Source organism: Pseudomonas sp. WS 5011 (assembly GCF_012985775.1).
Taxonomy (GTDB): domain Bacteria; phylum Pseudomonadota; class Gammaproteobacteria; order Pseudomonadales; family Pseudomonadaceae; genus Aquipseudomonas; species Aquipseudomonas peli.
Genome location: NZ_JAAQXA010000001.1, coordinates 1 through 14,783 on the forward strand (window position 1 = coordinate 1; position 14,783 = coordinate 14,783).

Annotated in this window: 15 protein-coding genes and 1 pseudogene; 6 read left to right on the plus strand and 10 right to left on the minus strand. The window is 60.7% G+C overall.

All coding sequences use genetic code 11. From position 1 onward, the window contains the following. Window positions 1–179: 179 nt before the first annotated feature. From HBN63_RS00005 to HBN63_RS00025, 5 genes and pseudogenes are all read left to right on the plus strand, one after another. Window positions 180–590, plus strand: a pseudogene (locus HBN63_RS00005) (low affinity iron permease family protein). A 462-nt stretch (window positions 591–1,052) separates the two neighbouring features. Further along, entirely contained in the window at window positions 1,053–1,376 is a 324-nt protein-coding gene (locus tag HBN63_RS00010; protein ID WP_170047940.1) for a YegP family protein, read from the plus strand. A 143-nt stretch (window positions 1,377–1,519) separates the two neighbouring features. After that, on the plus strand, window positions 1,520–2,191 hold the full coding sequence (locus HBN63_RS00015) for a hypothetical protein (RefSeq protein WP_170047941.1): 672 nt from the start codon (window positions 1,520–1,522) through the stop codon (window positions 2,189–2,191). Between the two features lie 82 nt (window positions 2,192–2,273). After that, window positions 2,274–3,281 (plus strand): type I glyceraldehyde-3-phosphate dehydrogenase, encoded by a 1,008-nt coding sequence (gene gap / locus HBN63_RS00020; protein ID WP_170047942.1) that lies wholly within the window; start codon window positions 2,274–2,276, stop codon window positions 3,279–3,281. A gap of 136 nt (window positions 3,282–3,417) precedes the next feature. Then, complete coding sequence (locus tag HBN63_RS00025; RefSeq protein WP_170047943.1) at window positions 3,418–5,034, plus strand: NAD(P)/FAD-dependent oxidoreductase; 1,617 nt, start codon at window positions 3,418–3,420, stop codon at window positions 5,032–5,034. Between the two features lie 60 nt (window positions 5,035–5,094). On the opposite strand, the gene HBN63_RS00030 is transcribed toward HBN63_RS00025, so the two are convergent. From HBN63_RS00030 to HBN63_RS00070, 9 genes are all read right to left on the minus strand, one after another. Then, window positions 5,095–6,189, minus strand: a complete 1,095-nt coding sequence (locus HBN63_RS00030; RefSeq protein ID WP_170047944.1) for a PLP-dependent cysteine synthase family protein — start codon at window positions 6,187–6,189, stop codon at window positions 5,095–5,097. 10 nt (window positions 6,190–6,199) lie between these two features. Further along, window positions 6,200–7,105, minus strand: coding sequence for a DMT family transporter (locus HBN63_RS00035; RefSeq protein WP_170047945.1), 906 nt, complete (start codon window positions 7,103–7,105; stop codon window positions 6,200–6,202). A gap of 84 nt (window positions 7,106–7,189) precedes the next feature. Next, window positions 7,190–7,522, minus strand: a complete 333-nt coding sequence (locus HBN63_RS00040) for a Na+/H+ antiporter subunit G (RefSeq protein WP_160087741.1) — start codon at window positions 7,520–7,522, stop codon at window positions 7,190–7,192. Between the two features lie 23 nt (window positions 7,523–7,545). Further along, window positions 7,546–7,815, minus strand: a complete 270-nt coding sequence (locus HBN63_RS00045; RefSeq protein WP_090252444.1) for a K+/H+ antiporter subunit F — start codon at window positions 7,813–7,815, stop codon at window positions 7,546–7,548. Then, the gene (locus HBN63_RS00050) at window positions 7,800–8,303 is read right to left on the minus strand and encodes a Na+/H+ antiporter subunit E (RefSeq protein ID WP_170047946.1); all 504 of its coding nucleotides are present in this window, start codon (window positions 8,301–8,303) and stop codon (window positions 7,800–7,802) included. Before HBN63_RS00050 ends, HBN63_RS00045 begins: the two co-directional genes overlap by 16 nt. Then, on the minus strand, window positions 8,300–9,805 hold the full coding sequence (locus tag HBN63_RS00055) for a monovalent cation/H+ antiporter subunit D (RefSeq protein ID WP_170047947.1): 1,506 nt from the start codon (window positions 9,803–9,805) through the stop codon (window positions 8,300–8,302). Before HBN63_RS00055 ends, HBN63_RS00050 begins: the two co-directional genes overlap by 4 nt. Further along, on the minus strand, window positions 9,802–10,131 hold the full coding sequence (locus HBN63_RS00060) for a Na+/H+ antiporter subunit C (RefSeq protein WP_090252436.1): 330 nt from the start codon (window positions 10,129–10,131) through the stop codon (window positions 9,802–9,804). Before HBN63_RS00060 ends, HBN63_RS00055 begins: the two co-directional genes overlap by 4 nt. Window position 10,132: 1 nt before the next feature. After that, window positions 10,133–12,925, minus strand: coding sequence for a monovalent cation/H+ antiporter subunit A (locus HBN63_RS00065; RefSeq protein ID WP_170047948.1), 2,793 nt, complete (start codon window positions 12,923–12,925; stop codon window positions 10,133–10,135). A 325-nt stretch (window positions 12,926–13,250) separates the two neighbouring features. Further along, complete coding sequence (locus HBN63_RS00070; protein ID WP_090254068.1) at window positions 13,251–13,712, minus strand: glycine zipper domain-containing protein; 462 nt, start codon at window positions 13,710–13,712, stop codon at window positions 13,251–13,253. A 175-nt stretch (window positions 13,713–13,887) separates the two neighbouring features. On the opposite strand from HBN63_RS00070, the gene HBN63_RS00075 reads away from it, so the two are divergent. Next, window positions 13,888–14,127: a hypothetical protein gene (locus HBN63_RS00075; RefSeq protein WP_170047949.1), complete on the plus strand. Its 240-nt coding sequence runs from the start codon at window positions 13,888–13,890 to the stop codon at window positions 14,125–14,127. 4 nt (window positions 14,128–14,131) lie between these two features. Here HBN63_RS00075 and pdxH read toward each other — a convergent pair whose 3' ends face one another. Further along, entirely contained in the window at window positions 14,132–14,779 is a 648-nt protein-coding gene (gene pdxH / locus HBN63_RS00080; protein ID WP_170047950.1) for a pyridoxamine 5'-phosphate oxidase, read from the minus strand. Between the last annotated feature and the right edge of the window lie 4 nt (window positions 14,780–14,783).

Here is a 14,783-nt window from a genome sequence, read left to right on the forward strand (position 1 = left end):
CCGCCAGCCCAGCTAGACCGCCTGATGGAGCGGCAGAGGCCTGGTCATCGCCCGACGGCCATGGCGGCTGGCTGCTTCGGGGGCTTGCCTTGGGCAGGGCTGCAGCTTAGGTTGATGACATTGGGCTAACACCCACCCCGTATACCAAACGTCAGGTCATTTCTGGAGCACTCCCTCGTATGGCCAACACATCCTGGTACTCCCGCTTTGCCAAGGGATCCGCTCATTTCTGCGGGCGCCCGCGCGTCTTTACGTTTGCGGTGGCTTTGATTGTTATCTGGCTGATTACCGGACCGCTGTTTGAATTCAGCGATACATGGCAGTTGGTGATCAATACCAGCACGACGATCATCACCTTTCTGATGGTCTTTCTGATACAGAACACCCAAAACCGTGACACAGAAGCTATTTAGATCAAGCTTGATGAGCTTATTCGTGCCACCCAAGGGGCGAATAACGCACTGCTCGATCTAGAAGATATAGAAGAATCCAGTCTCGATGAATTTCGCCTCAAGTATCGTGCACTGGCAGCTACAGCACGGATGGATCTTGTGCGCGGTAATCAGGACACTGGCACGCCTGAACCATAAGCCAGCAATCGGTTCACCTCCTCCGCATATGCTGCACGGTGACGCTAGTTGGCTGAGTACCAGTCGGTTGCCTCGCCGCCCCCTAACTACCCACCTGCAGCACTTATCAGAACAGAAAATACGACCTGCTCCGGTCGTCTGTTCGCGCTTCCCCTGCGGCGCAGGTGTGGCCTTGTTTAGCCATGCAGCGCTGGTTTCTACTGGCCAACACTATGACCTCTTTCTATACGGCTCCTGTGGGCACATGGCACGCAGCGAAGCCCTTTGAACACTCGCATTCGTTAATAGAGCGGAGTCGGATATTAGCGGCGCATAACTCAGATTTTCTCCCGACCAATGTCGCACTGCGTGCACCACTCGCATCGGTATGCGCCCTTGCTATGCTTTTGCCCGTCGATCACGCACGTGTGGTTGCGTTGATCGCTGTTCTACCCCTTCCCTTTTTATTTGATGGAGGCCGCCATGGCTGGTTGGTATGAACTTTCGAAGAACGATAAAGGCCAGTTCTTTTTCGTGTTGAAGGCAGGCAATGCCGAGGTGATTTTGCGCAGTGAACAATACGAAACTCGCGCAGCTGCCGAAGGTGGCATTGCTTCGGTGCAGAAGAACTCGCCCGCCGATGAGCGTTACGAGCGCAAGGATGGGCGTTTCTACTTCAACCTCAAGGCGGCCAACCATCAGGTGATTGGCACCAGCCAGATGTATAAGGCTGCAGCCAGCCGTGAGGGCGGTATTGAGTCGGTCAAGACCAATGGCCCAACCACGACCATCAAGACTGATGCCTAACCCTTAGGGCACGTCCGTCAGCAGGCTTTGCCGCCCTGGCTGCTGTGCCCAACGCGGTTGAATATGCCGTCACCAGCGGCGGCATGCCCTTGTGATACGCCAGGGGCCTAGGTAACGTGAGCGCACTTTTCAGGAGTGCCACGATGCGTTTTAGCCGCCCTTTTTGCTTTGCCTTGTTGCCACTGCTCGCCAGCTGCCAGGTGTTTACCGATAAACCCGCCGAGCCGGTTATCGAGCAGACGCGCATGCAGGGCGAGCTCAGCCTGAACGCGGGCCAGTTGCTGTTTCGCCCCTGCCAGGAACAACGTCAATTTATCCTCAAGGAAGACAGCGCCGCCGAGCTGAGCAGCGATGCCAGCACGCTGTTCGCTGACGGCCACGCCACGCTGTATGTCGATATGCGCGGCCAACTGCAGGCCAATGCGCAGAAAGGTGTCGATGGTCAGTTCGTGCCGAGCCAGGTGTACCGCGTACAGGCTGAAGGCCATGGCTGCACAGACATCAACTTCGCCCGCACCCTCCTGCGTGCCAGCGGCCACGAGCCGGACTGGAATATCGCGGTAAGCAATCAAGGTCTGATCCTCAATCGCCCAGGTCAGGAGCCACAGGCGCTGCCGTACCTGGAAGAGCAATTGCCCGAAGGACGCCTCAACCTGAGCAGCGAAGCCAACGGCCAACGCCTTGATTTGTGGGTTGCCCGCCAGCGCTGCGTCGACGGCATGAGTGGCGCGGTGCAACACCTGAGCGCCGAGCTACGCCTTAATGGTGAAGTCCTGCGGGGCTGTGCCTACCTGGGCGGCGCGCGCAACGATTAGCAATCAGATAGCTGAGATAGATCAGCCGAGCGGCAGACGATTGGCCTAAGCTGCAAGTGAAGACAGCCAAAGGGATATCGTTATGCTGCGCATTGCTATCAATGGATATGGACGTATCGGTCGCTGCCTGGTACGCGCGTTGTTCGAGCGCAAACTGGAGCAGCAGATCCACCTCACCGCGATCAATGACCTGGGTGAGCAAAGCACCCTCGCCCACCTCACCCGCTTCGACTCCACCTTCGGCCGCTTTCCTGGGGAGATCAGCCTGGACGGCGATACCTTGCTGGTAAATGGCCACCCGATCCAGCTGCTGCGTGAGCGCGAAGTGACCAACCTGCCCTGGCGTGAGCATGCGGTGGATCTGGTGCTCGAATGCACCGGCAAACTGAAAAAGCGTGAACAGGTCGAACAGCACATCAGCGCCGGCAGCCCGCGCGTGCTGCTCTCGCACCCACTGGACAGCGCCGACCTGACCGTGGTCTACGGCGTCAACCACCAACTGCTGGGCGATCAAAAGATCGTATCTAACGCTTCCTGTACCACCAATTGCCTGGCGCCGATGGCCAAGGTGCTGCACGAAGCCGTGGGCATTCGTCAGGGGCTGGTCAACACCATTCACTCTTACACCAATGACCAGAACCTGCTGGACAAGACCCACAGCGACCTCTACCGCGCCCGCGCCGCCGCGCTGTCGATGATCCCCACCAGCACCGGTGCGGCCAAAGCCATCGGCCTGGTCATGCCGGAGCTGATCGGCCGCCTGGATGGACTGTCGATACGCGTACCAACGCCCAACGTGTCGCTGGTCGACCTGACTTTTACCAGCGAACGCCCGACCAGCCGTGAAGCGATCAACGCCGCGCTAAAGGCCGGCGCTTTGCAATTGCCGCCTGGGGTGATGGAGTGCAACGAGCTGGCACTGGTGTCCAGCGACTTCAACGGCTACCCGGTGTCCTGCGTGGTCGACCTCAGCCACACCCGCGTGCAGGGCGACCTGGTCAAGGTCTTGGCCTGGTATGACAACGAGTGGGCCTTCGCCAACCGCATGCTCGACGTGATGCTGGCTTGGGTAAAGCCTGAGGTGCGCTAGCACTATGGGTTGAGCGCGCCCCATGACGGGCCGCTGCCGTTTATCGGCAGCGGCCTTTAACCACTGATCAGGCGTATAATCGCCGCCTTTTAAAAGCTGCCGGGTTGCCTCCGGCCCTGAAAGTGGATCGTCCCTCATGCTTCGTATCACCGAACTCAAGCTGCCCCTCGACCATCCCGACGAGGCCCTGCGCCCGGCCATCGTCCAGCGACTCGGGATTGCCGACAGCGAGCTGCTCGACTTCACCTTGTTCAAGCGCAGCTACGACGCGCGCAAGAAATCCACTGAAATGCACTTCATCTACACCATCGACTGCGAGCTGCGCGATGAAGCGGCGCTGCTGGCCACGTTCAGCGATGACCGGCATATCAGCATCACCCCGGATACCGCCTACAAACCAGTCGGCATGGCGCCCGAGAACCTCGCAGAGCGTCCGCTGGTAGTCGGCTTTGGCCCGTGCGGGATTTTCGCCGCGCTGATTCTGGCCCAGGCAGGACTCAAACCCATCGTGCTGGAACGCGGCACCGAAGTGCGCCAGCGCACCAAGGATACCTGGGGCCTGTGGCGCAAGAACGTGCTCAACCCCGAGTCCAACGTGCAATTCGGCGAAGGCGGTGCCGGCACCTTCTCCGACGGCAAGCTGTACAGCCAGATCAAAGACCCCAAACATTACGGGCGCAAGGTGCTGCAGGAGTTCGTCAAAGCCGGCGCGCCAGAGGAAATTCTCTACGTCAGCAAGCCACATATCGGCACCTTCCGCCTCACCGGCGTGGTCGCCACCATGCGCGAAGAGATCAAAGCGCTTGGCGGCGAAGTGCGCTTTCAGCAGCGCGTCAGCGATGTGCTGATCGAGGATGGCCAGCTCAAAGGCGTGGTGCTCGACAGCGGCGAGCAGATTCTCAGCCGCCAGGTGATCCTGGCCCTGGGCCACAGCTCGCGTGACACCTTCCGCATGCTGCATAAGCGCGAGGTCTTTATGGAAGCCAAGCCGTTTTCGGTGGGCTTTCGTATCGAGCACCCGCAAGGTCTGATCGACCGCGCACGCCTCGGTAAATACGCCGGCCACCCCAAGCTCGGCGCTGCAGACTACAAACTGGTGCACCACGCCAAAAACGGCCGCTCGGTCTACAGCTTCTGCATGTGCCCTGGCGGCACCGTAGTCGCGGCCACCTCGGAGCCGAACCGCGTGGTGACCAACGGCATGAGCCAGTACTCACGCAACGAACGCAACGCCAACGCAGGCATCGTCGTCGGCATCACTCCAGAGCAGGATTACCCAGGCGGCCCACTAGCCGGTGTGGAATTGCAGGAGCGTTTGGAGTCTCAGGCCTATCTGCTCGGCGGCAGCACCTACGAAGCGCCAGGGCAACTAGTTGGCGACTTTATCGCGGGCAAACCATCGAGCGCGCTGGGTAGTGTTGAGCCCTCGTACAAGCCGGGTATCAAGCTGGGCGACCTGGCCCTGGCGCTGCCGGATTTTGCCATCGAAGCGATTCGCGAAGCGCTGCCGGCCTTCGGCAAGCAGATCAAAGGCTTCGACCTACATGACGCGGTACTGACCGGCATCGAAACCCGCACCTCCTCGCCGCTGCGCATTACCCGTGGCGCGGATATGCAAAGCCTCAACGTTCGCGGCCTATACCCGGCCGGGGAAGGCGCGGGTTACGCCGGCGGCATTCTCTCAGCCGGGGTGGATGGCATTCGTGTGGCCGAAGCGCTGATTCGCGACATGCTCGGGATTGCAGAAGCCTGATACGCCGCTGCTGGTTACTGATCAGCCCATGGCGCAACTCAGACCACCCGCCGGTTTAAGCTACAGACCGGCGGTAGGCAGGTCAGCAGGCAAAGGAATGCCACGCTCGGCACAGTCCGCCACAGCAGTTATTAACGCGGCCAAATCGAACCCCTGAGCACTGAGCCAGGCGAAGTCGTAGTAGGTGTCGGCATAGCGCTCGCCGCCATCGCAGAGAATCGCCACCACCGAACCGGACTCCCCCGCCGCGACCATCCGCTGCGCCACAAGTAACGCGCCAATCAGGTTAGTGCCGCTGGAGCCACCCACTTTCCGACCCAGGCGCTGCGCCAGGTAATGCATGGCGGCCAACGACAAGGCATCCGGCACCTTGCACATGGCATCGATCACCGTCGGCAGAAAGGACGCCTCGACCCGTGGCCGGCCAATACCTTCGATCCGCGAACCGTGGTTCAGGCACAGGCTGGCATCACCGGTGCGGTAGTAATCGAAAAACACCGAACGCTCGGCATCCGCGCACAACACCTGGGTGTTGTGGCGGCGATAACGCACATAGCGCCCTAGGGTCGCCAAGGTGCCGCCAGTGCCGGGACTGGACACCAGCCAGCTCGGTTCAGGGAAACGTTCACTGCGCAGCTGCTGGAAGATCGATTCGGCAATGTTGTTGTTGGCGCGCCAGTCGGTGGCGCGCTCGGCGTAGGTGAACTGATCCATAAAATGCCCGCCGGTCTCACGCGCCAGGCGCTCAGACTCAGCGTATATCTGCGTCGGGTCCTGCACCAGATGGCTCTGACCGCCGTAGAAGGCGATCTGCGCGATCTTCTCCTTCGAGGTGCTGGCCGGCATCACCGCGATAAACGGCAGCCCCAGTAAGCGGGCGAAATAGGCCTCGGAAATTGCCGTGGAACCACTGGACGCCTCGATCACCGGTGCGCCGGGTTTGAGCCAGCCGTTACACAGCGCATAAAGAAACAACGATCGCGCCAGCCGGTGTTTGAGGCTGCCGGTGGGGTGGCTGGATTCGTCCTTGAAATAAAGCTCGACGCCGGGCAATCCCGGCAGCGAGAGGGGTATCAGGTGGGTGTCGGCGCTGCGCTGAAAATCCGCCTCGATGATACGGATCGCTTCGCGCGCCCAGCTTCTTGAATCGCTCATACCTTATCCCCTAATCCAGAACACCAGCGGGCACCACGCGCGCACCTCGCCACTGACTCAACAACACGCCGGCAAACACCAAGGCGGCTGCCAGCATCTGCATGCCATTCAGGCTTTCGCCCAATAACAGTATGGCGAACAGCAAGGTGAACACCGGGATCAGGTTGGTAAAACCTGAGGCCTGGCTGGCCGGCAAGCGGCTGACGCCGAAGTTGTAGAGCCCATAAGCGCCCACGGTGACCAGAATGCCCAGATAGGCCACCGCGCCCAGGCCCATGGGGCTGACGCTGGTCGGCAACGGCGCGCTGAACCAGGCCAAAGGCAGAAAGAAAACAGTGCCGACAAAGGCCACCATGGCAGTAAGCAGAAAGGGCGAATAGCGCGATGACAAGTGCTTGAGCAACAGGGTGTAACCCATGGCGCAGAGCATCGCGAGCAGCTCGTAGAAGTTGCCGAGGATGGGGTTACTGGCGTGCTCGTCGGCGCTGCCGGCCAGGCTCAGCCATACGGCGCCGACCAGGGCGATCAGAAACCCCGACAGGGTGATGCGACTGATCCGTTCACGCAGGAAGACAAACGCCCCCACCGCCACCAGCAGCGGCAGCAAAGCCGTGACCATGCCCGCTTGCGCGGCGCTGGTGTGCTGCAGCGCCAGGGCTTCAAAGAGGAAATACAGGCAGGGTTCGCAGGCCGCCAGGCCGAGCAGGTACTTCCAGTCACCGGCGCGGTACTGCATCTGCCCACGCCAGCGCCAGGCCATTAAAAATACAAGGCTGCCCAGGGCCATACGGCCGAAGATCACCCACAGCGGCGGCAATTCGACAAAGGCCAGTTTCAGCGCAATAAAGGAACTACCCCACAGCGCCATGGCGAACACCAGGCAGATGATCGCGATGCCCCTTTCCCGCTCTTGCATACCCAAGCCCCTGACTAAAGGCTGCAGTGTAGAGAGGCATACGCGACGCCGACAGATACAGTCAGCGCCGCGAACTGTGTGGGCTTATTGTTCCCAGGGCTTACCGCGAGTTTGCTCGCTGATCCGCAGCTTCTGCTGCAGTGCGGCTTTGGCCAACATATGGGCGCTGACCGGTGCGGTGATAAACAGAAACAGGGCAATCAGCAGCTCATGCAGGCTGACGCCCTCACCGCGAAAGCTGAAGTAGATCAGCGAAGCGATCACCATGCCGCCCACGCCCAGGGTGCTGGCTTTGGTCGGGCCGTGCAGGCGCATAAAAAAGTCCGGCAGGCGGTACAAACCAATCGCACCGATCAAGGCGAATAGGCTGCCGATCAGCAGAAACAGCGCCACCAGCGCTTCGATCCAGGTATCCATTCAGCAGTCTCCGTAGAACGTTGTTACTCGATGATGTCGCCGCGCAACAAATACTTGGCCACTGCCACTGTGCCAATAAAGCCCATCACCGCAATCAGCAGGGCGGCTTCAAAATACAGGTCCGATCCCAGCCAGATACCGAGCAACACCAGCATGGCAATCGCGTTGATATACAGGGTATCCAGGGCCAGGATGCGGTCGGGCAAATCCGGGCCGATGATCAGGCGCGCCATGGTCAGCACCAGGGCCACGCCAATGATCATCAGGCACAGCGGGATCACGTAGGCGAGCATGTGAACACCTCCAGCAGGGGGGCTTCGTAACGCTGTTTGATTTCTGCGACCAAGGCGTCAGGGTCCGGCACATCCAGGCCGTGCACCAGGAGCATCTTGCGGTCGTCACTGAGGTCGGCAGAGACCGTGCCCGGGGTCAGAGAAATAATGCTGGTGAGCATGGTCAGGGCCAGTTCATCTTTCAGCAGCATGGGAATTTCCACGAAGGCTGGGCGCAGCTTGGCGGTCGATCCAAGGATCAGCTTGGCCACCTGCAGATTGGCCGTGATGATATCGCCGAGGATGCGCAGCAAAAACAGGCACAGCTTGAACGGTTTGTGCACCCGTGGCGGGTTGATCCAGAACACCTGGGTCAACAGCGGAATGGCCCAGCCGAGCAGCGCACCGAGTAGCCAGTGCCCCAGGCTCAGGTCATTCATCAGCAGCAGCCAGACCAACAGCAGGCACACGCTCAGCAGCGGATGGGGTAACCAGCGACGTGCTTTCATCGTGCAGCTCCCGATTCGATGATTTGCCGGTACAGCGCCAAATCATGCAGTTGGCTGGCGGTAGCCTCGACATAACTCAGCAGCGGCGCGGCACCAACCATCAGCACCAGGCTGAGCAGCAGCAAACCAGCGCAGGCTGACAGCCGGCCGTAATCCAGCTCGGCACTGTCCAGCTGGCTCAAGCCGACACGCCAGAACAGCATGCTACCGGCACGACTCAGGGCCACCAGGGTCAGCAGGCCGCCACCCAGCACCACGGGCCACAGCATGAGCGCCTGCACACCCGGCTCCAGCGAGCGCAGCAACAGCAGCTTGCCAATAAACCCGGACAGCGGCGGCAGGCCGGCCACGGCAATCGCGCCGAAGAAGAACAGGCCGCCGAGCAGGTGCGGGTTCTGCAGCGCGGGACCTTGCACCAGCAGCGCCAGCTTATCGCCGCGCTGACGGGCAATCAGATCCGCCAGCAGGAACAGCCCACCGGCCACCCAGGTGCTGTGCACCAGGTAATAAAGGGCTGCGGCCAGGGCTTGCTCAGTGCCGATGGCAATGCCGGCGAGCAAAGTGCCCACCGACACCACCACCAGATACGCCAGGAGCCCCTGCAAGCTAACGGCTGCCAGTGCACCGATCACACCCAGTGCCAGGGTCAGCAGGGCAATCGGCCAGAGCCAGTCGTTGGCCATATTGGCCAGGCTGCCGGCTTCATCACCAAAGATCAGTGTGTACACGCGGATGATCGAATACAGGCCGACCTTAGTCATGATCGCAAACAGCGCCGCGACTGGCGCAGTGGCCGAGGCATAAGCCTTGGGCAGCCAAAAATACAGCGGCAGAAACGCCGCTTTGAGGCCGAATACCACCAGTAGCAGCAAGCCGGCAGCGCCCAGCAGCGCCGCATCATCCGGCCCGGCAGCCGCCACGCGAATGGCCATATCAGCCATATTCAGGGTGCCGGTGATGCCATACAGCACGCCCACGGCGAGCAGGAAGAACGCCGAGCCCACCAGGTTCAGCACCACGTAATGCAGCCCCGCGCGAACCCGTTCTGCCCCACCGCCATGCACCAGCAGCGCATAGGAGGCGATCAGCAGAATTTCGAAGAACACGAACAGGTTGAACAGATCACCGGTGAGGAAGGCGCCGTTGATACCCATTAGCTGAAACTGGAACAGCGCATGAAAACTCTGCCCGCGCTCATCGTCGCCACGCACCGCATACAACAGAGCAAAGCTACCCAGCACCGCCGTGACCACCAGCAACAAGGCGCTCAGCCGATCGAGCAGCAGGATGATGCCAAACGGCGCCGCCCAGTTACCGGCGGCATAGACCTGCAGCACGTCCTGATCAGCCAGCCAGAGCAGATAGCCGCTCAATGGCAGCAGCAACAGGGTCGCCACCAGCGACAGGCTACGTTTGACCCGCAGGCTCAAGCCCGCACCGAGCAACAACAGGCTGCCGGCAAACATCGGCAGCAGAATGGGCAGGATCACGCCGTGATTCATTGTGCTGGCTCCTGGCCGTCAACATGGTCTGTCTGGGTTTCGCCCACGCTGCGCAGCGCCAGCACCACCACGAAGGCCGTCATGGCAAAGCCGATAACGATGGCGGTCAGCACCAGCGCCTGCGGCAGTGGGTCCGCGTAGGCACTGCCCTTTCCAATCACCGTGACCACACCGCCCTGCAAGCGGCCCATGGCAAACAGGAACAGGTTGACCGCGTAGGAAATCAGCGTCAGCCCCAGCACCACTGGAAAGGTCCGCGCACGCAGCAGCAAGTACACACCGCTGGCGGTGAGGAGGCCCAAGGTTGCGGCAAATATGGCTTCCATTTCAAAGCACCTCTTCTACAGCTTTTTCCTGGGTCAACTTGCCCAGGTTGGCGAGAATCAGCAGGGTCGCGCCTACCACCGTCAGGTACACGCCCAGGTCAAACAACAGGGCGGTAGCCAGCTCAATTTCTCCGACCAGCGGGATATGGAAATGACCGAAGGCGGAGGTCAGGAACGGCCGATCAAACAGCCAGCTGCCCAAACCCGTCAGGCCGGCGATCATCACGCCGAGACCCGCCATGCCTTGGTAGTTCAATGGCAGGCGCGATTGCGTCCACTGCACGCCGCTGGCGACGTATTGCAGGATCAGCGCCACGGCCGTCACCAAACCGGCAATAAAGCCGCCACCGGGCAGGTTGTGGCCACGCAGGAAGATAAATACAGAGACCAGTAGCGCCATCGGCAGTAGCACCCGCGACAAGGTAGCGAGGATCAGCGGATGGCGGTCCCGCGCCCAGTTGCGGCCTTGTGCATCGACCTTGGGTTGGAACAGGCGCAAACCATCAAGCAACGCAAAGATGCCCACGGCCGCAATCGCCAGCACAGTGACCTCACCGAGGGTATCGAAGCCACGGAAGTCCACCAGAATCACGTTGACCACGTTGGTGCCGCCGCCGCCCGGTACGCTGTTCTCCAGGAAGAACGCTGAAATGCTGTCGTACGGCCGCGTCAGCACGGCGAACACCAGCATCGCCACCATCACCCCACTGCCAACCGCCAGGGTGAAATCGCGCAGGCCGCGCAGGCTGCTGGACTCGATGCGCGTCTGCGCCGGTAGGAAGAACAAGGCGAGCATCAACAGGATGATGGTCACCACCTCGACCGAGAGCTGGGTCAGGGCCAAATCTGGCGCCGAATAGCGGGCGAAGGCCAAGGCCACCATCAGACCGACCACGCTAAGCATCAACAACGAAACCAGACGCTGCCGGTGGAACACCACCGTTACCAGCGCGGCAAACGCCATGATGCCCAGCCCCAGAGCAGTGATGCCGTCAATCTCGGTCATCGCCACCGGCCCACTGATCTGCGGCAAGGAGCTCAGCCCCTGAGTCACCACCAACAAGGCGGCCGCCAGCAACAGTGCCAGATAGCGCTGCAGCGAAGCATTCTCCAGCCATTGGGTAAAGCCACTGCACGCCTTGACCAGCAACTGTATGCCGCGCTCAAAGATCAACTTGGCATCCACACTCGGCAGCCCGGCATACCAACGGAATAGCGGCTGGCGGAACACGTACACCAAAATCCCGCCGAACAAGGCAATAAAGCTCATCAGCAGCGGCAGGTTGAAACCATGCCAGATCGCCAGACTGTAACTTGGCACATCACCGCCCAGGGTGGCGGAAGCGGCAGCAGCCAGCAACGGTGCCACGGTATAGGCCGGAATAATCCCCACCAGCAGGCAGAGGAACACCAGAATCTCCACCGGCACTTTCATGTAGCGCGGCGGTTCATGCGGCGGGTAATGCGGCAGGTCGACCGGCTCGCCGTTGAAGAACACGTCGTGGATAAAGCGCAGCGAATAGGCCACCGAGAACACCCCGGCCAATGTGGCCGCCGCCGGAATTACCCAGTTGAAGCTGCCCAGCAGGTGCTGATTGAGCGTTTCGGTAAAGAACATCTCCTTGCTCAAGAAGCCATTGAGCAACGGCACCCCGGCCATCGCCGAGGCTGCCACCATCGCCAGAACCGCCGTGTGCGGCATGTACTTCCACATACCGTTGATGCGCCGCATATCGCGGCTACCGGTTTCGTGGTCGATGATCCCTGCCGCCATAAACAGCGAGGCCTTGAAGGTGGCGTGGTTGATGATATGGAACACCGCTGCCACAGCGGCCAAGCGGGTATCGAGGCCGAACAGCAAGGTAATCAGGCCCAGGTGGCTGATCGTTGAATAGGCCAGCAGCCCCTTGAGGTCATGCTGAAACAGAGCCATCCCGGCACCAACCAGCAAGGTCACCAGGCCGGTGATACTGACCAGGTAGAACCACCACTCCGACCCTGCCAACGCCGGATACAGCCGCGCCAGGAGAAACACCCCGGCTTTGACCATGGTCGCCGAATGCAGATACGCCGACACCGGCGTCGGCGCGGCCATGGCATGGGGCAGCCAGAAATGGAACGGGAACTGCGCCGACTTGGTGAATACGCCCAGCAGCACCAGAATCAGCGCCAGCGGGTACAGCTCATGAGCGCGGATCGCATAACCGGCCGCCAGCACCTGGGACAACTCGAAACTGCCGGCGATATGGCCGATCAGCAGAATCCCGGCAAAAAGCGCCAGACCACCACCGCCGGTCACGGCCAAGGCCATGCGCGCGCCTTTGCGGGCATCCGAACGGGCGCCCCAGAAACCAATCAGCAGGAACGACGACAGGCTGGTCAGCTCCCAGAACATCAGCATCAGCAGCAGGTTTTCCGACAGCACCACGCCGAGCATGGCGCCCATAAACAGCAAAAGGAAGGCGAAGAAGCGCCCCATCGGCTCCTTCTTCGAGAGGTAGTAACGCGCGTAAAGAATGACCAGCAGGCCAATGCCGAGAATCAGCAGGGCAAACAGAAAGCCCAAACCATCTAGACGCAGGCTGAGATTCAGGCCCAGGGCCGGTAACCACTCCAGCTTGACCTTCAGCAGCTCGCCAGAGAACACCGCCGACTGCTGCGAAAGCAGCAGTACCAAAGCCGTAAGCGGCGCCACCCCAGCTGCCGCTGCGCAGGCGGAACGGCCCAGACGCTCGGCCAGTAATGGCAGAAAAATGCCGAGAAATGGCAAGGCGATGATCAGCGCAAGCGTCATAGAAAAACCCCTTAATACGAACCCAGCACGTTCCCGTACCCGGCTGACTCCCTAACCTGCTTACTGGCGGCCCGCCACAGCACTGACCGAAGCCGCACTCACACAAAAGTATTGCACCGAGGCGTTACGAGCGCCTGCCGGGACAACAGCGAGCGCGATTATCCATAACTATCGGCTAACCGTCATGGATAGAATTATTACTAAACACTCCGTTTTCCGCGAAGTCGCCTGAAAATCCCTTAAAACACGGATAACCATCTGGTTTATCTAGAAAAAAGGCAATAAAAAACCGGATCAGTCAGCACTGATCCGGCCTTTTCAAAACTCAGTGAGAAACGCGGCTGGTGCCATTTACCGTCAGGATGCGCACGCGCTCGCCAACGCGGAAAACCTGATTTTCTTCAACGGCCTGAACATACGCACGCATGCTGCCGTCGTCCTCGCGGACGGTGATTTCCACACCTTGGGTGCGGGTCAGCCCTTCCTCGGTCATCGCGCCGAGCAAACCACCGGCCACTGCACCGATCACGGCCGCCACGGCACTGCCGCGACCACCGCCCACACCACTACCGGCGACACCGCCGATAACCGCACCGGCACCGGCGCCGATTGGGGTCTTGGTGCCTTCGATCTTGACTGGGCGCAGTGCTTCGATGGTGCCCATGCGCACGGTCTGAACGGTTCGCGCCTCATCACGCGAGTAGGTGTCACCAGTCAGGCTGGAGGCGCAGCCGCCCAACAGGGTCAGCACGGCAAACGAAGCGGCCAACAGAACAGGGTTACGCATGATCATTTCTCCAGTTAGGCAGGTGTTCATTAAACCGCCTGCGCAGCTTAGCTGTCACCCGCCAATATGCAGCAAATCTTTACCCAAGCTGCGATGCAGAGCGTTAGCGCGACACTACGCCGCGTGCAACCTCAATACCCAATCAGCCTAAGCTAAGACTTGGCTTGGAGGACTTATGGATTACTTTATCGTCGCCATCACCAGTGTGGCTGGGCTGTACTTTCACTGGTGGCTGTATGTGCGAATCAAACGCTGGATGGACCGCGACCTGGCGTTATCACTGGCGGGCGACTGCGCAGCCAAACGCAGCTATATGCTTACTCGCCTAGCTGAAGCCCAGGCCGCCGGTATCACGCGCAGTAACCTACCCGCCTGGCTTGAGCAAGCCGCCGGAGAATACGCCGGCGACTGCTGAGAACTCAGGGAGCCAAGCGCTCGCGGAGCCAGTTGGAGCCCTGCAAACGGAAGTTGAGGCGGTCATGCAGACGACTGGAGCGACCCTGCCAGAACTCGATGCGCTCCGGCAGTAGGCGATAGCCACCCCAGTGCGGCGGGCAATGTGGCGCGCGATCCAGGAAGCGTTGTTCGGTCTCGGCCAGCAGGGCTTCCAGCTCAGCTCGATCAGCGATCACCCGGCTCTGCGGCGAAGCCCAGGCCCCTAACCGGCTGCCCAGCGGACGCACCTGAAAGTAAGCATCGCACTCATCGGCCGTGACCCGCTCAACACGCCCCTCAATGCGCACCTGACGCTCCAGGCTGGGCCAAAAGAAGGTCATGGCGGCAAAGGGGTTGGCAGCCAGATGCTGGCCTTTGGCACTGTCGTAGTTACTAAAGAAGGTGAAGCCGCGCGCATCCAGCCCCTTGAGCAACAGCACCCGGCAGTGCGGGCGACCGTCGGCATCAACGGTCGCCAGGGTCATGGCATTGGGTTCGACCGGTACCTGCTCGGTTTTCACCGCCTCGGCAAACCACTGCTCAAATAACGCAAACGGCTCGAGCGGCGCCTGCGTTTCGCTCAAGCCATCACGGGTGTAGTCACGGCGCATATCAGCCAGGGTTTGAGTCATGGGC